The 19,555-nt window shown below is 31.5% G+C and carries 19 protein-coding genes; all 19 read left to right on the top strand.

Features of this window, described 5'->3' with window-relative positions; all coding sequences use genetic code 11:
- The first annotated feature begins 183 nt into the window (after positions 1-183).
- The 19 genes from ileS to mrdA all read left to right on the top strand — a co-directional run bounded on the left by ileS (position 184) and on the right by mrdA (position 19,512).
- Positions 184-2,985, top strand: coding sequence for an isoleucine--tRNA ligase (gene ileS, locus AXF11_RS04995; protein WP_068155500.1), 2,802 nt, complete (start codon positions 184-186; stop codon positions 2,983-2,985).
- A 3-nt stretch (positions 2,986-2,988) separates the two neighbouring features.
- Complete coding sequence (gene lspA / locus AXF11_RS04990; protein ID WP_068155498.1) at positions 2,989-3,456, top strand: signal peptidase II; 468 nt, start codon at positions 2,989-2,991, stop codon at positions 3,454-3,456.
- 1 nt (position 3,457) lies between these two features.
- Positions 3,458-4,192: a hypothetical protein gene (locus tag AXF11_RS04985; RefSeq protein ID WP_068155496.1), complete on the top strand. Its 735-nt coding sequence runs from the start codon at positions 3,458-3,460 to the stop codon at positions 4,190-4,192.
- Entirely contained in the window at positions 4,193-5,074 is an 882-nt protein-coding gene (glyQ, locus tag AXF11_RS04980) for a glycine--tRNA ligase subunit alpha (protein ID WP_068155494.1), read from the top strand.
- Between the two features lie 5 nt (positions 5,075-5,079).
- Positions 5,080-7,110, top strand: a complete 2,031-nt coding sequence (gene glyS / locus AXF11_RS04975; protein ID WP_068158258.1) for a glycine--tRNA ligase subunit beta — start codon at positions 5,080-5,082, stop codon at positions 7,108-7,110.
- Between the two features lie 395 nt (positions 7,111-7,505).
- Positions 7,506-8,633, top strand: coding sequence for an OmpA family protein (locus tag AXF11_RS04970; protein ID WP_068155491.1), 1,128 nt, complete (start codon positions 7,506-7,508; stop codon positions 8,631-8,633).
- 231 nt (positions 8,634-8,864) lie between these two features.
- Entirely contained in the window at positions 8,865-9,317 is a 453-nt protein-coding gene (rfaE2, locus tag AXF11_RS04965; protein ID WP_068158255.1) for a D-glycero-beta-D-manno-heptose 1-phosphate adenylyltransferase, read from the top strand.
- A 9-nt stretch (positions 9,318-9,326) separates the two neighbouring features.
- The gene (gene tsaE, locus AXF11_RS04960) at positions 9,327-9,782 is read left to right on the top strand and encodes a tRNA (adenosine(37)-N6)-threonylcarbamoyltransferase complex ATPase subunit type 1 TsaE (protein WP_068155489.1); all 456 of its coding nucleotides are present in this window, start codon (positions 9,327-9,329) and stop codon (positions 9,780-9,782) included.
- A gap of 82 nt (positions 9,783-9,864) precedes the next feature.
- The gene (tsaB, locus tag AXF11_RS04955; protein ID WP_068155487.1) at positions 9,865-10,650 is read left to right on the top strand and encodes a tRNA (adenosine(37)-N6)-threonylcarbamoyltransferase complex dimerization subunit type 1 TsaB; all 786 of its coding nucleotides are present in this window, start codon (positions 9,865-9,867) and stop codon (positions 10,648-10,650) included.
- A complete protein-coding gene (locus AXF11_RS10840; protein WP_068155485.1) occupies positions 10,650-10,850 on the top strand; it encodes a hypothetical protein in 201 nt (66 codons plus the stop codon). The genes tsaB and AXF11_RS10840 overlap by 1 nt, the downstream gene beginning before the upstream one ends.
- A gap of 128 nt (positions 10,851-10,978) precedes the next feature.
- Positions 10,979-11,827 carry a signal recognition particle-docking protein FtsY gene (ftsY, locus tag AXF11_RS04945; RefSeq protein ID WP_068155483.1) on the top strand — a complete coding sequence of 283 codons (849 nt, stop codon included), beginning with the start codon at positions 10,979-10,981 and terminating at the stop codon, positions 11,825-11,827.
- A 53-nt stretch (positions 11,828-11,880) separates the two neighbouring features.
- On the top strand, positions 11,881-12,888 hold the full coding sequence (gene pta, locus AXF11_RS04940; RefSeq protein WP_068155481.1) for a phosphate acetyltransferase: 1,008 nt from the start codon (positions 11,881-11,883) through the stop codon (positions 12,886-12,888).
- Positions 12,889-12,921: 33 nt separating this feature from the next.
- Positions 12,922-14,124, top strand: a complete 1,203-nt coding sequence (locus AXF11_RS04935) for an acetate/propionate family kinase (protein ID WP_068155479.1) — start codon at positions 12,922-12,924, stop codon at positions 14,122-14,124.
- Between the two features lie 10 nt (positions 14,125-14,134).
- On the top strand, positions 14,135-14,557 hold the full coding sequence (locus AXF11_RS04930; RefSeq protein WP_068155477.1) for a flavodoxin domain-containing protein: 423 nt from the start codon (positions 14,135-14,137) through the stop codon (positions 14,555-14,557).
- Positions 14,558-14,730: 173 nt separating this feature from the next.
- Entirely contained in the window at positions 14,731-15,354 is a 624-nt protein-coding gene (locus AXF11_RS04925; protein WP_068155475.1) for a DUF445 domain-containing protein, read from the top strand.
- A gap of 21 nt (positions 15,355-15,375) precedes the next feature.
- Positions 15,376-16,380, top strand: a complete 1,005-nt coding sequence (ruvB, locus tag AXF11_RS04920; protein ID WP_068155473.1) for a Holliday junction branch migration DNA helicase RuvB — start codon at positions 15,376-15,378, stop codon at positions 16,378-16,380.
- An 18-nt stretch (positions 16,381-16,398) separates the two neighbouring features.
- Positions 16,399-17,109: an RsmE family RNA methyltransferase gene (locus AXF11_RS04915; protein ID WP_068155471.1), complete on the top strand. Its 711-nt coding sequence runs from the start codon at positions 16,399-16,401 to the stop codon at positions 17,107-17,109.
- 40 nt (positions 17,110-17,149) lie between these two features.
- Positions 17,150-17,503, top strand: coding sequence for a ribosome silencing factor (gene rsfS / locus AXF11_RS04910; protein WP_068155468.1), 354 nt, complete (start codon positions 17,150-17,152; stop codon positions 17,501-17,503).
- Between the two features lie 53 nt (positions 17,504-17,556).
- Positions 17,557-19,512: a penicillin-binding protein 2 gene (gene mrdA / locus AXF11_RS04905; RefSeq protein WP_068155466.1), complete on the top strand. Its 1,956-nt coding sequence runs from the start codon at positions 17,557-17,559 to the stop codon at positions 19,510-19,512.
- The last annotated feature ends 43 nt before the right edge of the window (positions 19,513-19,555 follow it).

Raw genomic sequence — 19,555 nt, 5'->3', positions numbered from 1 at the left:
TTTAGAAAAAGTAAATGCAACAGTTAAAGAAAAGGAGAATACTAAAGTTGGTGAAATTTTAGTATCTCCTTATTTTGTATATTTAAGGATATTCAGGCTAGAGTTATTTAAAAATATATAAAATTGTGATATAATAAAAGACATAAAAAATAGTAAATTAAAAGAAAAAAATAGGAGGAAGTAATGTCAGAAAATCAAAATACTGAAAAAGTAGATTATGCTAAAACGTTAAATCTGCCAAAAACAAGTTTTAAGATGAAAGCTAACTTAGCACAAAAAGAACCATTGACTTTAAGAGATTGGACAAAATCAAACATTTACGAAAAATCATTAAAAGAAGGGCATCCATTTTTTGTACTGCACGATGGACCGCCATATGCAAATGGGGATATTCATATTGGGCACGCCTTAAATAAAGTGTTAAAAGATATTATTTTAAAATACAAAAGAATGAGAGGGTACAATGCTCCATATATTCCAGGATGGGATACTCACGGTCTTCCGATTGAATGGAAAATAATGGAAGAAATGGGAGAAAAAGCAAGAGCGATGACCCCTCTTCAAATAAGACAAGAATGTAAAAAGTATGCACTAAAATGGGTGGAAAAACAAAAAAAAGAGTTTGTAAGGCTTGGAATTTTTGGGGATTGGAACAATCCTTATGTTACTTTGAAACCTGAATTCGAAGCAGAACAACTAAAAGTATTTAAAGAAATTTATGAAAATGGATACATTTATAAAGGGTTAAAACCAGTGTACTGGTCGCCTACCACTGAAACTGCACTTGCAGAGGCAGAAATTGAATATAAAGATATAACTTCACACTCAATTTATGTGAAATTTGAAGGAGAAAAAGATTTAGCTGATAAATTAGGTGTGGACAAAGCAAACATCTTAATTTGGACAACAACACCTTGGACATTACCAGCAAACTTGGGGGTATTTTTGCATCCTGAATTTGATTACGGGTTGTACAAAACTGAAAAAGGAAATTTGATTGTTGCAAAAGAATTAGCTGAAGATGTGTTTAAAACATTGGACTTGTCGTATGAATTATTAAAAGAATTTAAAGGGACAGAATTGGAGTACACTCACTACAAGCATCCGTTTTTAGATAGAAAAGGATTGGTAATGAATGCTGATTATGTAACAATAGATGCAGGTACTGGAGCAGTTCATACAGCGCCTGGACACGGGGCAGACGACTACAATTATTCATTAAAATATAACATTGGAATTTTGTCGCCAGTAGATGATAAGGGGCATATGACAAAGGAAGCTGGAAAATACGAAGGAATGTTTTACGCAAAAGCAAGTAAAGCGATTGTGGAGGACTTGACTGAAAGTGGACATATATTATATCACACGACTTTCGTTCACTCATATCCACACGACTGGAGAAGTAAAAAGCCAGTTATTTTCAGAGCGACAGAGCAGTGGTTTATAAGCGTCGATGAAAGCGATATCAGACAAAATGCGCTAAATGCACTAAAAAATGTAGAATTTGTACCTGAATGGGGGAAAAATAGAATTAATGCGATGCTTGAAACTAGACCGGACTGGACAATTTCAAGACAGAGAGTTTGGGGAGTACCGATTCCATTATTCTATAACACTGAAACAAATGAAGTGATTTACGATTCGGAAATTATGGATAGAGTTATCGAGCTGGTGAAAAAAGAAGGAACAGACATTTGGTGGAAATATGATGCCAACGAAATTATCGGTGACGAACTATTGGAAAAATTGAACTTAAAAGATACAAAAATTAGAAAAGAGAGAAGTATAATGGACGTTTGGTTTGATTCAGGAGTATCTCATAGAGGTGTATTAATTCCTAGAAATTTACCTAGACCAGCGGATTTATACTTAGAAGGAAGCGATCAGCACAGAGGATGGTTCCAGTCTTCACTTTTAACTTCGATTGCGAGTACAAAAGATGCGCCGTACAAAAGAATTTTGACACACGGATTTGTAATGGATGGACTTGGACGTAAAATGTCCAAATCGCTTGGAAATACAATTCTTCCAAAAGATATTGTAGAAAAATATGGAGCGGATATTTTAAGACTTTGGGTATCTTCAGTGGATTACAGAGAAGATGTGAGAATTTCAGAAAATATTTTGCAGCAAATGTCGGACGCTTACAGAAGAATTAGAAATACAGCAAGATTTTTGATGGGTAACTTAAATGATTTTGACTACAAAACTGAAAAAGTGGATTACGACGACATGTTTGAAATTGATAAATGGGCAATGCACAAATTGGAAGAGTTGAAAGAGAAGACAACAGAGTACTATGATAAATACGAATTTTACAACTTATTCCAAGAAATTACATATTTCTGCTCGATTGAAATGTCATCATTTTATCTTGACATAGTGAAAGACAGACTTTACTGTGAAGGACCTAAATCACTTGCAAGAAGAAGTGCTCAAACTGTGTTGACTGAAGTTTTAAAAGTGTTGGTAAGAATTATTTCCCCAGTGTTGTCGTTTACAGCTGAAGAAATTTGGGAAAGAATTCCTGCGGCGCTAAAAGAGGAAGAAAGTGTACATTTATCTTCGTGGATTGAGCCAAATAAAAAATATAGAAACGAAGAACTTGCAAAAAAATGGGAAAAGATCTACCATTTGAAAAAAGAAGTAAATAAAAAATTGGAAGCACAAAGACAAAGTGGACTTATTGGACATTCGCTTGATGCCAGACTTTTACTGAATGTTAAAAACGAAGAATATTCATTTTTAAAAGATTATACAGAAGGCGAAGTTTCAGATTTATTTATTGTATCGCAAACTAAATTTGTAGAAGATGAGTTGGAAAAATCTGAAATTGAAGGAATTTCTATTGGTGTAACAAAAGCATTAGGTAAAAAATGTGAAAGATGTTGGAAATATAGTGAAGAAGTGGGAACTAATCCTAAATATCCAGATGTGGATCCAAGATGTGCGAAAGTGCTTACTGAATTGGAAGGTAAAAATTAATTTATGAATTATGGAATGATAATATTGGTTTTAACTTTGTTTGATCAGGTTACAAAGTATATGATTTATCAAGCTGCAAAAGGTCAAGTGGGGTTTTCAATACCAATTATAAAAAATTTTTTACATATTACTTATGTTGAAAATCACGGTATGATTTTCGGACTGGCACAGGGTAAAATAAACCTAGTTACGATATTTAGTACGCTTTTGATTATTTTTATAATATTTAGTGAATATAAAAATTTTAAAGATTATACAAAGTGGACAAAAGTCGGAATTTCAATTATAGCAGCTGGAGCACTGGGGAATATGATTGACAGAGTTGCCAGAAATTTTGTCATAGATATGATAGATTTTCGCGGGATTTGGAATTTTGTATTTAATGTTGCGGATATGTATGTCCATATTGGGATATATATTATTGTGATAGATTATTTAGTGAGAAAATATAAAATGAAAAAAGGTAAATAGTATGATTTTTGCTGCTGTTTATGGATTTTCTCTTATTTTTCTTGTAGCATTAATATTTGCTATATTTTTGACTATTATTTATTTTTCTAAGAATAGGGTATTAGCAGAACTAATTATTTGCGGATTTATATTGGTTTTTACTATTAATTTTTTCTATATCTGGTTTCCAATTAAAGAAAATACAGAATTGAAAATAGGAAGTTATTTACTTACAATTGATTATAATGCGACTGTTCCTGAAGTAAGTTTTTCTTTAGGAAATAAAGGATATTTAAAAAATTTAAATAAAATAAAAGATAGCTGGGTTGGTTATATTTATGATTTTGATGAAGCTGTATTAGAAAATTTAAGGGCTAAAGAGAAATTAGTTTCTTTATTAGAAGAAAAAGAAGTTGAAAAGAATAAAATTGAATATAATAAAAATTCTGGTTATTTTATAATAAATTCGCAAAATCAGTTGTTTCATTTGACAGAAGAACAGGCAAAAGAAAAACTGAAAGTAAAAAATCTTAATCTGAAAAATCCAGAAAAAATTATAAGAAAATATGGAGAAAAAAAGGAAAAATCTACATTTTACAAAATAATTGATGATTACTTTATACCATTTTCAGATAAGGGAATTGGTATAATAGGTTATGAAATAATAAAATATTTTGCTATTTTAATATTAATTTTAAGAATAATATATTTAAGAAAACTTTTAAAAAAAAGAAATCAAGAGAAAGGACAAAGGTAAATGACTTTTCAGGAAATTATATTAACTCTTCAAAAATTTTGGGGAGAAAAAGGTTGTGTAATTGGGAATCCTTATGATGTGGAAACTGGAGCGGGGACTTTTAACCCTGATACATTTCTTATGTCATTGGGACCAGAACCTTGGAATATTGCGTATGTTGAGCCATCAAGAAGACCAAAAGATGGAAGATATGGAGAAAATCCAAATAGAGTTTACCAGCATCACCAATTTCAAGTAATAATGAAACCATCACCAGAAAATATACAAGAATTGTATTTAGAAAGTCTGGTTGCACTGGGGATTAATCCAAAAGAGCATGATATAAGATTTGTAGAGGATAACTGGGAAAGTCCTACGTTAGGTGCTTGGGGACTTGGATGGGAAGTATGGTTAGACGGAATGGAAGTAACTCAATTTACTTATTTCCAACAAGTTGGAGGATTAGAAGTTGAAATTGTTCCATCGGAATTGACTTACGGACTTGAAAGAATTGCACTTTATTTACAAAATAAAGATGATGTAAAAGATTTAGAGTGGACAAAGGGTGTAAAATATGGAGAAAGAAGATATCAATTCGAGTACGAAATGTCGAAATACAGCTTTGAAGTAGCCGATGTGCCAATGCACTTTCAGTTATTTGATATGTATGAAAAAGAAGCATTAAACTGCTTAGCTCACAACTTGGTATTACCAGCTTACGACTATGTACTAAAATGTTCACACACATTCAACAACCTTGATGCAAGAGGTGCAATCAGTACAACCGAAAGAATGTCTTACATTTTAAGAGTAAGAGACCTAGCCAAAAAATGTGCTGAACAATTTGTGGCAGCAAGAAAAGAATTGGGATATCCATTGTTAAAAAAAGAAGGAAAGGAGTGAATAAATTGAATTTTCTTTTTGAAATAGGATTAGAAGAATTGCCTTCGAGATATGTAGACGAGGCAGAGAGTAATTTGAAAAAAATTGCGGAAAAAGAGTTAAAAGAAGAAAGAATTGCGTTTTCAGAAATAGAGTCTTTTAGTACGCCTAGAAGAGTGGCGATTATTGTAAAAGATATTGCTGAAAAACAGACAGATTTGGACAAAAAAAGTGTTGGACCGTCAGTGGAAATCGCTTATAAAGATGGAGCATTGACAAAAGCTGGAGAAGGGTTTATAAAATCACAGAAAGCCACACCTAGTGATGTAAAAATTATTGAAAATGAAAAAGGAAAATATATTTCAATTGAAAAATTTATTGCTGGAAAGCCTACAAAAGAAGTGTTACCAGAAATATTGTCGAATGTTATTAAAAAAATCGAGTTTGAAAAATCAATGAAATGGTCAGACAGAACATTTAGATTTGCAAGACCGATAAAATGGTTTGTAACTTTGCTTGGGACTGAAGTATTGCCTTTTGAGTTTGAAGGATTAAAAGGTGGAAATAAAACGCGTGGAATGAGATATTTTGCACCGCAAGATGTGGAAATTTCAAATCCTGACGAATATGTCTCAAAATTGAGAGAAAATAGCGTAATTGCTAGAAAAGCTGAGAGAAAAGCGGAAATTTTGAAAAGTATAAAAGAAAATTGCGAAAATGATGGTGATGTTGCGATTATCAATAATTATTTATTGGAAGAAGTTGTGAATTTAGTGGAATATCCTTTTGCAATAAAAGGTGAGTTTAACCACGATTATTTGGCTCTTCCAGAAGATATTATAACGATTACAATGGAAACTCACCAAAGATATTTTCCAGTGAAAGATGCAAATGGAAGATTGACTAATAAATTTATTGTAATCAGAAATGCACCAGAATATTCAGAAGTTGTGAAAAAAGGTAATGAAAAAGTTATCGAGCCAAGACTTGCCGATGCAAAATTCTTTTTTGACGAAGATTTAAAAAATAAATTTGCAGATAATGTGGAAAAATTAAAAGAAGTTACATTTCAAAAAGATATGGGAACAATTTATGAAAAAATGCAAAGAAGTAAAAAAATCGCTGAATATTTGGCAGATGAATTGGGATATGGAGCGAAAAAGAAAAATATCTTAAGAACAGTGGAACTTTCAAAGGCGGACTTGGTGTCAAATGTAATTGCAGAAAAAGAATTTACAAAATTACAAGGATTTATGGGATCAGTTTATGCTGAAAGACAAGGTGAAAATAAAGAAGTGGCACTTGGAATTTTTGAGCATTATTTACCGAGATACCAAAATGACAAACTTCCTACGACAATTGAAGGAGCATTGGCTGGAATTGCTGATAAAATTGACACTGTGGTAGGTTGTTATTCGGTGGGATTAAAACCGACAAGTTCAAAAGACCCGTATGCTTTAAGACGTGCAGTTCAAGGGATTATTCAAGTGGCATTAAATTCTAAATTGGAGCTTGATTACCAAAAATTAATTGAAAAAGCGTTTGAAATTTTTTCAAGTGATAAAAAAGTGCTTGGAAAAAATGTAGTTTCAGATGTAATAGAATTGTTTAAACAAAGAATCACAAATGTTCTAGGTGAAAAATATTCAAAGGAACTTATTTCTTATGAAATAAATCTTGAGAATAACATTGTTAAATTAGATGATAGACTTTCTGTACTTTTGGAGCTATCTAAAACAGAAAATTTTGAAACGTTGATAAATCTTTTAAAAAGGGTAAAAAATATAGTTAAAGACAGTAAAGGTGAACTTAGTGTTTCTGAGAATTTATTTGAAAAAGAAGAAGAAAAAGAAATGTTAAATTTAGGGAATAAATTGGAATTATTGGAAAATGGAGAATTTTTAAATTATGTGGGTACTTTATTAAATAGTGCTAATGTTATTAATAACTATTTTGACAATGTTGTGATAAATGTGGAAAATGAAAAAATAAAAAATAATAGAATTTCAACATTAAAAAAATTGGAAAAATCAATCGATAAAATGATAAATATATAAAATTTCAAAAAAATTTTTAATAGTTGAATTGCTGGTCAATATAGGATTATCGAATAATTTTCACAGTTAAATTATAGATAAATAAAATTTTAGGTGTTGACTTTTTTGAAAAAAAATGGTAGTATTTAAACGTAAATTAGGATTTAGTTTGAATTCAACTTTATTTTGAAAATAAGCAAAAAGACTTGATTTTTTTTATCAAATGTTGTATAATTTTCAAAGGAAGTTGGAATAATAATTTCAAATTACATAAATTGTTTTTAGAAATTAATTAAGTTTTAGTTTTATAATAAACAGTAAAGTAATTTGAATATCACAATGTTTTGTAATATAACCTTGTGGCTATAGTACAATACAGCAGTAATAACAAATAGAAGATTCAGGAGGAAATTAAAATGAAAAAATTAGTTATTTTAGGAACAGCTTTATTAGCTTTAAATGCTGTAGCGTCTGAATTCCAAGTAAAAGGTGGATATGATTTCTACAGAAAATATAAATCAGGAGCTGACAATTGGCAACATTCTGATTTTAAATTGAAAAATGGTGCAACTGCAGGTGTTGAATACATCGTAGATAACCAAGGTGAATTTGAATGGGGATTAGGTTCAGAATATAAATTCTCTAATAATTCAGGAAAATTAAAACCAAAAAGAACTGATACAAATGGTGCTTATGCTAATGCCAAAAAAATTGGTAGAGATGTACCAGTTTATGCTTTAGGTAAATTTAACTTAATTACAACTAACGGTGGAAACGATGCTTTATATGTATTAGGTAGAGCAGGTTACAATTTTGCTAAAGAAGCAAAAGAAGCAAGAAAAGTTGGAATGGATATTAAAGGTGGATTATATACAGCCGCAGGAATTGGTACTGAATTTGGACCAGTTTCATTAGAAGCTTTATATGAAAGATCTAACTTTAAAGTAAATGATAAAACTGTAGGTTATGAAAATAAATACAGAGATCATGCTGACACAGTTGGAGTAAGATTAGGATATAGAATTGGTCAATTGAAAAATGACAGATCACCTAAAATCATAACTCAAACAGTAGAAGTACCTGTGCCAACTCCAGTACCTGCAGAACCAGATAAAAATATTGATACTAGAGGAAATGCTGTGTTACCATTTAGCTGCTCAGTTGATGATAAAAAATGTGTAATCAGAGGATTTAAAGTTGATGGAAGAGTACCAAACGAAAATGAACAAAACGACTTGAGAAAAATTGCTGACGTAATTAATCAATTCGCTGATGGTGGTACAATTGACTTCGTTGGACATACAGATTCAACTGGTTCAAATGCTTACAACCAAAAATTATCAGTTGCAAGAGCACAAAACGTAGCAAGATTGTTAAGAGAATATGGACTTAAAAATTCAATTTCTTATGGAACAATCACTGGACAAGGTGAAACTAACCCAATGGATACTAACGATACACAACAAGGAAGATACAATAACAGAAGAGTTGAATTGTTCTTCCAAAACGTAGACTTCAAAAACGTTAAATTCATTAACCAATAATAATTAATAATTTGGGAACTATTTTATATAGTTCTCAAATTTTATAATCATGAAGTTATAGTCTAAAAGAGGTGAAAAGCCTCTTTTTTGTATAATAAAAAATATGAGAAAAAAATGATTAAATATTTTCTTTTTTTGTAAAAAATGTGATATAATTTATTATAATTATGTATTGTTCAGGAGAAAAAATTGAAGAATAATTTTAGAGAAAATTTATTAACTGTAGAAAAAATGAAAGAAAAAATAATCGAACTGAAAAGAGAGGGGAAAAGAGTAGTTTTTACAAACGGAGTGTTTGACATTTTGCACATAGGTCATCTGACTTATTTGGAAGAAGCTAGGAGTCTAGGAGATGTTTTGGTTGTGGGTGTCAACAGCAACTCTTCCGTCAAAGTCAATAAAGGCGACAAAAGACCGATTAACGACGAAAAAAATAGAGCGTTTGTGCTTTTGGGGACAAAATTTGTGGATTTTGCGGTTATTTTTGATGAGAAGACGCCTGAAAAACTTCTTGGTATTTTGAAGCCGGATATTCACGTGAAAGGTGGAGATTACAGAAAGGAAGATTTGCCGGAAACAAAGACTGTGGAAAAAAATGGTGGAGAAGTTAAAATTTTATCTTTTGTGGATAATATTTCTACGACGGATATAATTAATAAAATAATTGAAGTTTATAAAAAGTGAGATTAAAATATGAAAATAATGAATTTTGATGAAATAAATAATTTGGCACGAAATTTAGCAAAAAAGTTAGAAAATGGCGGATGTGTTGGACTAATTGGAGATTTGGGAGCGGGGAAGACGACTTTTACAAAAAAAATTTGTGAATGTTTTGGCGTCACAGAGAATGTAAAAAGTCCGACATTTACTTATGTCATCGAATATGAGAGTGGAAGGAAAAAAATTAGTCATTTTGATGTGTATAGAATTAGCAATCCTGAAGAGATTTATGAGATTGGATTTGAAGATTTTATCGGAGATGAAGAGAGCGTCGTAATTGTCGAATGGGCGGATAAAATTTTATCTGAAATGCCGCAAGATACGATTTTTATTGAAATTAATCACCACTCTGAAAATACGAGAGAAATTTCGGTCTATAAATTTGAAAATGGAGAAAAAATAGATTATTTAGAAAAATTGGGAGAATGAAAAAAGAACGATTAGAAAAAAGAAATAGAAGAAAAAACAAAAAAATAAGAGAAATAAAAAAATAAATAAAGAAAGGGAAATTATGATAACTTTTGCAATAACTACGACCACTAAATTGGCTGGTCTTGCGCTTTATGAAAATGATAAAGTTTTGGGGAAAATTCATATTGAAGTTGCAAAATCACATTCTACAACCATTTTGGAGCAAATTGACTGCCTTTTAAAGTGGACTGGAAAAAAATTAACTGATATAAAAAATGTGGTTGTGTCGATTGGACCTGGCTCTTTTACAGGTGTGAGAATAGCGATTTCGGTTGTAAAAGGAATTTTTTTTGGAAGAGATGATGTTACATTTTATGAAGTGAATGAACTTGATGCGCTAGGTTATCAGGCATTTTTTAATATTTGCGCAACTTGTGATAATTTTTTTAATAAAAAAATTTATGCTTTGATTGATTCGAGAAAGGAAAAAGTTTATTTTGCGGCTTATAAAGTTTTTGAAAATAAACTTGAATTAGTAGAAGATTATAAAGTTGCTAAATTAGATGATGTAATCTTGGAAATTAATAATAAAAAAAATGAAAAAGAAGATAAAAATAAAGAAAGTAAACAAGATAAAGAAGATAGACAAGAAAATAAAAATAATGAAATTTATATGATCGGGGATGCGATTTTTAATTATAAAGAAAAGATAAAAGAAAACTTGGGGCAAAGTGTCCATTTATTTGAAGATAAAAATTTGAAAATTGATGTGGCAACTTTTGTTCAAATGATGATTTCTGGAAAACTTGAAGATAAAAAAACTGATATTTTTGATTTAAGACCGAATTATTTGGAAAAATCACAGGCGGAAAGGGATAAAAAATAATGGCTTTAAAAAATTTTTTTAAATTTGGAAAAAAGAAAAAAAAAGAAGAAGAGATTGAAGAAACTAAAGAAATTGAAAAAGTTGAAAAAAATAAAGAAAGTGAAGAAAATAAAGAAGATAAAAAAGATAGAGAATTAAAAAACGAAAAAGAAGAAAAAATAAAAAATAGCGATGAAATTCCTGAAAAAAAGAAAAAATAAAAAGTGAAAAAAAATCTGATGAAAAAGAAGAAGAAAAAATTGAAAAAACTAAGAAAAAACCGAAGTTAAAACCTCTGAAAGATAGACTTGCCACACCTAAAAAAGGATTTTTTTCAAAGTTAAAAGAGATGTTTTTGGGTAAAACGATTGATGACGAGCTGTATGAAGAGTTGGAAGAGCTTTTGATTCAGTCTGATATTGGAATGGATATGACGATGGAAATTGTGGCAGATTTGGAAAAACAAGTTGCCAAAAAGAGGCTGAAAGCGTCGCAGGATGTCTATGAAGAATTGAAAGAACTACTGAAAAGTAAATTGGTCTACAACACCGAAGAAAATACGAAACTTGATATTCAGAATGGGAGACTTAATATTATTTTAGTAGTTGGAGTAAACGGAGTTGGGAAGACGACTTCGATTGGAAAAATTGCGAAAAAGTTGAAAGATGAAGGGAAAAAGGTTATAATTGGAGCTGGGGATACATTTAGAGCGGCTGCAATTGAACAGATTGAGGAATGGGGAAAAAGGACTGGTGTTGAAGTCGTAAAACAATCTCACGGAAGTGATCCTGCGGCTGTCGTATTTGATACGGTAAAAATGGCTAAAAATCGAAATTTTGATGTGGCGATATTAGATACTGCGGGAAGACTTCACAACAAAAGAGATTTGATGAAAGAACTTGAAAAAATTAATAAAATTATAAAAGAGAAGTCTGGAAATGATAAATTTGAAACACTTCTTGTAATTGACAGCACGACTGGACAGAATGGGCTTGAACAGGCAAAAATTTTCAATGAAATTGTTGACTTGACAGGTATAATTTTGACTAAGTTTGACGGAACTGCAAAAGGTGGAATTATTTTTCCAATAACTAATGAGTTAAAAAAACCGATTAAGTTTATCGGAGTTGGGGAAGGAATAGAAGATCTTAGAAAATTTGATTCCAAGGAATTTGTGGAAGCGATTTTTTCTGATTAATTTTAAAAAAATATAAAAATAAAAAATAAATAAAAGAAATGGAGTTGAAAAAGATGCCTAAAAGTTTAGTGGAAAGTTTGAAAGCTAAAGCTAAAACATTGCAAAAAACAATTATTTTACCAGAAGTGGAGGACCCAAGAGTCTTAAAAGCAGCTGAAAAAGTTATAAATGAAGGGCTTGCAAAAGTTGCACTTGTGGGAAATGAAGAAAAAGTAAAAAAAGCAGCTGAAAAATTGGGAGTAAAATTAGATGGAGCAATTTTTTATGATCCTAATAACTGTGCAACCATTGACCAAATGTCAGAAATCTTGAGAAAGAGAAGAGAAAAAAAGGGGATGACTTTTGAAGCGGCAAAAGCTACAATGTTATCTGATCCTAGATTTTTTGCGGCAATGCTTGTAAAACAAGGAAGAGTTGATGGAATGGTCGCAGGTTCGATTTCTCCAACAGCTCACGTTTTAAGAGCAGCAATTTTAGTAATTGGACCAAAAGAAGGGCTAAAAACAATTTCAAGCTCGTTTGTTATGATAACTAATTCAGATTTTGGAGCAGGTGGAACACTTATTTTTACTGATGCGGCAGTTATTCCAAATCCAACGGCGTTGCAACTTGCGGATATAGCTGTGTCAGCAGTTGAAAAGGCTAGAGTTACAGCGGGAATAAAAGAGCCAAAAGTGGCATTTTTGTCTTATTCGACAAAAGGAAGTGCGGATGGAGAATCGGTTAGAAAAGTTAGAGAAGCAATTGAAATTTTAAAGACAAAGAATGTTGATTTTGAATTTGACGGAGAGATGCAGCTGGATGCGGCAATCGTTCCAGAAGTGGCAAAACTAAAAGCACCAAACTCAAAAGTAGCAGGAAATGCCAATGTACTAGTTTTCCCTGATTTAAACGCAGGAAATATTGGGTACAAGTTGACTCAGAGATTTTCAGGAGCAAAAGCGTTGGGACCGTTAATTCAAGGATTAGCTAGACCTGTTCATGATTTATCGAGAGGTTGTAGTGTGGAAGATATAGTTGAAGTTGTGGCAATCACAGCTGTTGAATCTGATGAAAAATAGTAATAAAAAATAGAAAATTTTTGGAGGGAATAAATGAAAATATTAGTTATAAATAGTGGAAGCTCGTCGTTAAAGTTTGAATTAATTGATATGACAGATGAAAAATCAATTGCAAAAGGGTTGTGTGAGAGGATAGGAATTGCAAATCCCATGATCAGTTACAAAAATTTGATAAAAGATATAAAAATAACTGAAAAGCCAGAACCTATGGACGATCATAAAATGGCAATAGATGCCGTATTAAAACTTCTTCAGGACGACAATATGGGAGTTATTAAAAGTGTTGATGAAATAGATGCGATAGGGCACAGAGTTGTGCAAGGAGGAGCTTATTTTAAAGATTCGGCTTTGGTCGACGAAAAAGTTATTTCATTAGTTGAAGAACTTGGAGAGCTCGCGCCACTTCATAATCCAGCTGCGGCAATGGGAGTGAGAGTTATGATGGAACTACTTCCAGATAAAAAAAATGTCGTGGTATTTGACACTTCATTTCATCAGACAATGAAACCTGAAGCTTATATGTACGCCTTTCCGTACGAAGATTATGAAGAATTAAAAGTCAGAAAATATGGGGCACACGGGACTTCGCACAGATATGTGAGTGAAATTGCATCTCAAATGCTTGGAAAAAAAGATTCCAAAATAATAGTTTGCCACCTTGGAAATGGAGCTAGTATAACAGCTGTAAAAAATGGAAAGGTTGTGGATACTTCAATGGGACTTACACCGCTTGCAGGAGTTATGATGGGGACTAGAACTGGAGATGTGGATCCATCGGCAGTTGTTTATATAATGGAAAAAAGAGGCTTATCACCAAAGGAAATGAATACGAGAATGAATAAACAATCTGGAATAAAGGGAATTTTTGGACCTAGTTCGGATTTTAGGGATTTAGCTTCTGAGATGGAAAAAGGAAATGAAAAAGCAGAACTTGCATACAATATGTTTTGCTACAAAATAAAATCTTACATTGGAGCTTATGCTGCTGCAATGAATGGGCTTGACGCAATAGCGTTTACAGGTGGAATTGGAGAAAATGCTTTTTATGCTAGAAGAGACATCTGCCGGGATATCACATATCTGGGAATTGAATTAGATGAGGGAAAAATAAATGAATGGATTCCAGGAAATGTGGAAATTACAACGAAAAATTCTAAGGTAAAAGTCTATAAAATTGAAACAGCTGAAGAAATAATGATAGCGAGAGATACTTATAGACTTACAAGAGAAAGTTAGGTGGGAAAAAATGGCAAGTTTAAATATAATTTATTATTCGGCGACAGGAAATACTGAAGAAATGGCCAAAAATATTGCGCAAGGTGCGAAAGATGCGGGAGCGGATGTGAAAGTGATAAATGTGGAAGAAGCTGATGAAAGTGCGTTAAACGCTGACTTTTTAGCATTTGGTTCACCTGCTGCAGGAGCGGAAGAAATAGCGCCAGAAATAGTTGAATTTATTGAATCCAATAAAGATAAAATTTTTAATAAAACAGTTGGACTTTTTGGTTCTTACGATTGGGGAACTGGAGTTTTTATGGAAAATTGGGTGGAACAATTAACCAACGAAAATTTTTCAGTTGTAGGAGAAGGGCTTATAAATCACTTGGCAGTTGATGATGATGAAAAAATTGAAAAATGTAAAGAGTATGGAAGAAAAATAGTATTGTAGTGAAAATAAAAAAAGAGGGGATTTTTTCCCCCCTTGATTAAATAAGTAAAAATTTTTTTCTTTTCAAACATATTTTATTTTGCCTAAGAATTAATAATTCTTGATATTAAATAAGAAATGTGATACCATTAAATATAAAATATTTCAAAGAATTAAGTTTTTGGAGGCGAAAATTGGGAAATTTGATATTGCAATTTTGTCTTATGGTACTTGTTGGAACACTTATAGGTTGGTTTACTAATTATTTAGCTATAAAATTACTTTTTAGACCATATAAGGAGATGAATTTTCTCTTTTTTAAAATACAGGGGCTAATTCCCAAAAGAAGAGCGGAAATATCTTTAAATATAGCTGATGTAGTGGAAAAAGAGTTAATTTCGGTGGACGATATTGCGGACAAAATAGAAGAAATGGATATTTCTGATGGAGTTATTGATAGATTATTAGATAAAGTTATCGGAGAAAAGTTGCAAAAGAATATTTTGGATAAAAATCCGTTACTAAAAATGATTATAAACGATAGTGTAATTCAAAAAATAAAATCTTATTTTAAAAAGAGTATTTTGGAAAATAAAGAAGAAATTGTCGAAGAAATTATAAAAATAGCAAAAGAGAAAATAAATTTTCATGAGATAATATTAGATAAAATGGAAAATTTTTCTTTACAGGAAATAGAAGAAATTATTTTGAAAATTTCAAAAAGTGAACTAAAGCATATTGAAATAATAGGTGGAGTTCTTGGGGGAATTATCGCAGTGTTCCAATTTTTATTGATGTTGGCGCTAAAAGCGATATAAGTTTTGAAAGAGGGAGAAAAAATGGAAAAAGAAAGAGTATTGGCATCCGATGAACTGGGAGAGGACAATATTCAAAAGTCACTTAGGCCAAAAACTTTTAAAGAATATATCGGTCAAGAAGATTTGAAAAAAAAAATGAATATTTTTATAAAAGCGGCAAAAATGCGAAATGAAACCGTGGATCACATTTTGTTATACGGACCTCCAGGACTTGGAAAAACAACACTTGCAGGAGTGATTGCAACCGAAATGGGAGTGAATTTAAAAATTACAACTGGGCCAGTTTTGGAAAAATCTGGAGATTTAGCGGCAATTTTGACTTCTCTTGAGGAAAATGACATTTTATTTATTGATGAAATTCATAGATTAAACACTTCGGTGGAAGAAATTTTGTACCCTGCGATGGAAGACAATGAAATTGACATTTTAATTGGAAAAGGACCGTCAGCTAGAAGTATTAGAATTGAACTACCAAAATTTACATTGATTGGTGCGACAACTAAAGCCGGGCAGTTAAGTACACCACTTCGGGACAGATTTGGAGTAACACATAAAATGGAATTTTATAAATTGGAAGAATTGGAAGAAATTGTTCGCAGAGGAGCCGATATTTTGAGTATTTCATATGACGAGGACGGAATAAGTGAAATTTCCAAGAGAAGCCGTGGTACACCTAGAATTGCAAATAGACTTTTGAAAAGGGCAAGAGACTATGCACTTGTCGAAGGAAACGGAATACTTGACAAAAAAAGTGTAAATGGGATTTTAAAACTTTTGGGAGTTGATGAAACGGGACTTGATGAACTCGATAGAAAAATTTTAAGCTCAATAATTGACGTCTATAACGGAGGGCCTGTTGGGATAGAAACATTGTCGCTTTTACTGGGTGAGGATAAGCGGACAATTGAAGAAGTTTATGAGCCATATCTGATTAAAATAGGATTTATAAAGCGAACACCCCGTGGAAGAGTTGTAACTGAAGCTGGTTACAGACATCTGGGAATAAAAAAAATAATAGAAAAATAAAAATGAGGTGAAAAGCTGTTGTTGACAGTGATAGCGGAAAAGAAAAACATTAGTGAGAATAAAATTATTATTGACAATAAATTGGACTGTGGGCACATTCAAAATGTTTATAGGCTTCAAATAAATGACGAAGTGAGAGCTATTGACGGAGAATTTGAATATTTGACAAAAATTTTGAGTATTTCTAAAAGGGAAGTTATTTTGGAAATAATAAAAAAAATAAAAGATAATTATTCACTTGGTGTAAATGTCGATATGGCGATAGGAATTTTAAAAAACGATAAGATGAATTTAGCAATACAAAAATTGACTGAAATTGGCGTTAATAAAATAATTCCGTTAAAGACAAAAAGAGTTGTCGTAAAAATTAATGAAAAAAAAGAAAAGTGGGAAATAGTTGTCAGGGAAGCACTGAAACAATGTAGAGGTGTAAAATTTCCAGAAATTTCAGAAATAAAAAAAATTTGTGAAATTGATTACAAGAAATATGACAAGATAATATTTGCTTATGAAAATAGTAAAAATTCAAAGTCAATTTTGGATTTAGTAAACGAAACAGATAAAAATATTTTGTGTATAATTGGACCAGAAGGCGGGATTACTGAAGATGAAGTGTTATTTTTAAAAGGAAAAAATGCTTGTGAGATAAGTCTTGGAGCTAGAATTTTGCGAGCGGAAACAGCTGCAATTGTAGTTGCAGGGGTAATTTCAAATTTAAAATTAAAATAAAAAAATTAAATATAATAAAAAATCGGAAAGGAAAAAAGAAATGGCAGAAGAAAAAAATGAATTTAATTCAGAAATTCAAAAAATAATTGGCATTATGGAGGAAAAAAAGGCAAAAGACATAAAAGTGTATGATATGCGTGGGAAATCACCATTTTTCGATTATTCGATACTTTGTACTGGAAGTTCAAATCGAAATATTGAAGCTATTACGACAGATGTGAAAAAAAGTTTGGATGCAGTTAAAAGTGTGGAAGGTTTGGAAGAAGCTAACTGGGTTTTGATTGATGCAGGAGATGTGATTGTCAGTATATTCAGTCAAGATGCCAGAGACTATTACAAGCTGGATGAATTTTATAGTGGTGTAAAGGAAGAAAATAGACAAAATAATGAATAATATTTATTTTATAACGTATAAAGCAATACAAAGCGGAGAAGGGGGAAAAGATTATGAGAGAATTAGATAAAGAAGAAAAGAACCCGAGGTTTATAGCCTTTATTTCCCTTGTAGGATTGGGATTTTTAATATTAATTTCAAAATTATTTATTTTACAAATTTTAGAAGCTTCCAAATATGAAGAAAGAGCGCTTCAAAATAGAATCAGAATGAATGTGATAAAAGCAAACCGTGGTGAAATATATGACAGAGAAGGACGCTTACTTGCCAAAAATATGACAGGCTATCAATTGATTCACATTGATACAAAATCAATTGATCCAAATGATGTAAAAATATTAAAAGAAATGAAAAATATGAATCCTGAGCAAATTCATGATAGACTTTCAAGTGAGAAAAAGAAAAAAGCAAAAGACTTGGAAGAAACAATGCTCGATATAAAAAAAATTAATGAAGTTACAGGAACGAGCATAGATGATATAATTGACAAATTTTTTAAAGAGCAAAGATTTGGAACGGATAAAAAAATATTGGTTATCGAGGATCTGGATAAAACTGTTGCACTAAAAGCCATTGAAAAATTGGATAGTGACAGAATTGACATCGTGGAATACAATAAGCGATTTTATCCCGAAGATACGATAGCATCTCACGTCATAGGGTATGTAAAACCAATAAGTGAAAAAGAGTATAATGAATTAAAGGATAAAGGTTATCAAAATAGTGATTTAATTGGTAAAAAAGGTGTTGAACGTTCATATGACAAAGAGATGAAAGGACAAGACGGAAAAGAGAATATCGAAGTCGATGCAAAAGGAAATATCATAAGACAAATTTCCACAAATGAAAGTGTCGCTGGAAAAAATGTCTATTTGTCAATTGATTTGGACTTGCAAAAGGCTATGACTGCCGCATTTAATGGAAGAAGCGGTGTATTTATTGCAATGGAAGCAAAAACTGGGAAAATTATCACTTTCGTGAGTAATCCTGAAATAAGTCTAAATTTGATGAGTTCAAGAATTCCAGGAGATCAGTGGAATGCTTTGATTAATTCAAAATCAAAACCGCTTGTAAACAAAGGAATTGCAGGATTATATCCACCGGGATCAACATTTAAGGCGGTAACTGGTACAGGAATATTGGAATCAGGAATTTCACCATATGCAACGGTAAATTCAACAGGACAGTACAGAGTTGGACGTTCAATATTTAGGGATGCGCACAAAGGTGGACACGGTATAACTAATTTTGCCAAATCCATTGAAGAATCAGTAAATACATATTATTATGTATTCTCTCAAAAAGCTGGAATAAAAAATATTGACAAATATGCCAAAGAATATGGAATTGGTCAAAAAACAGGAATTGATATACCTGGGGAATTAGTTGGAACACTACCGAGCCCTGAATGGAAAAAGAAAAGATTTAAGAAAAAACAGGATAAAAAATGGCTTCCAGGGGATTTGATCAATATGTCAATAGGACAAGGGTATGTACTTGTTACACCAATACAAATTGCCTCAGTTTATCAGACAATTGCAAATAATGGAGTGCAGTTAAAACCGACTGTTGTGGATAGATTTGTCACTTATAATGGAAAAGTTGAAGTGAATCAGCCAAAGATTTCAAGAAAATTAAATGTGAGTCAAAAAACAATAAAATTGTTACAAAATGCGTTAAGACTTCCAGTAATAGGTTCAGGCGGAACTGCAAAACTGCTTAGAATAAATGGATATCCTGTTTCAGCGAAAACAGGTACAGCACAAAATTCAGGATTTGGAGATAATCACTCATGGATGGCAGGATATTTTCCGTCAGATAAACCACAAATTGTATTTGTATCTATTGTAGAAGGTGGAGGATACGGTGGAGTCGCATCTGGAGAAATGGCAAAAGTATTTATAAATAAATACAGAGAAAAATATGTTTTAAAAGTAAAACCTGAAAATAAAAATGATAAAAAACAAGATGGCAAAAATCAGGGGAATAAAAACAACAAAAAAAGCTAAAGATAATTGAAATAAAAAAATAAAGTAAGGAGGTGTTTGCTAA

The organism is Leptotrichia sp. oral taxon 847 (assembly GCF_001553645.1).
Classification (GTDB): Bacteria; Fusobacteriota; Fusobacteriia; order Fusobacteriales; family Leptotrichiaceae; genus Leptotrichia.
This window is presented reverse-complemented; position numbering and strand designations above follow the sequence as displayed.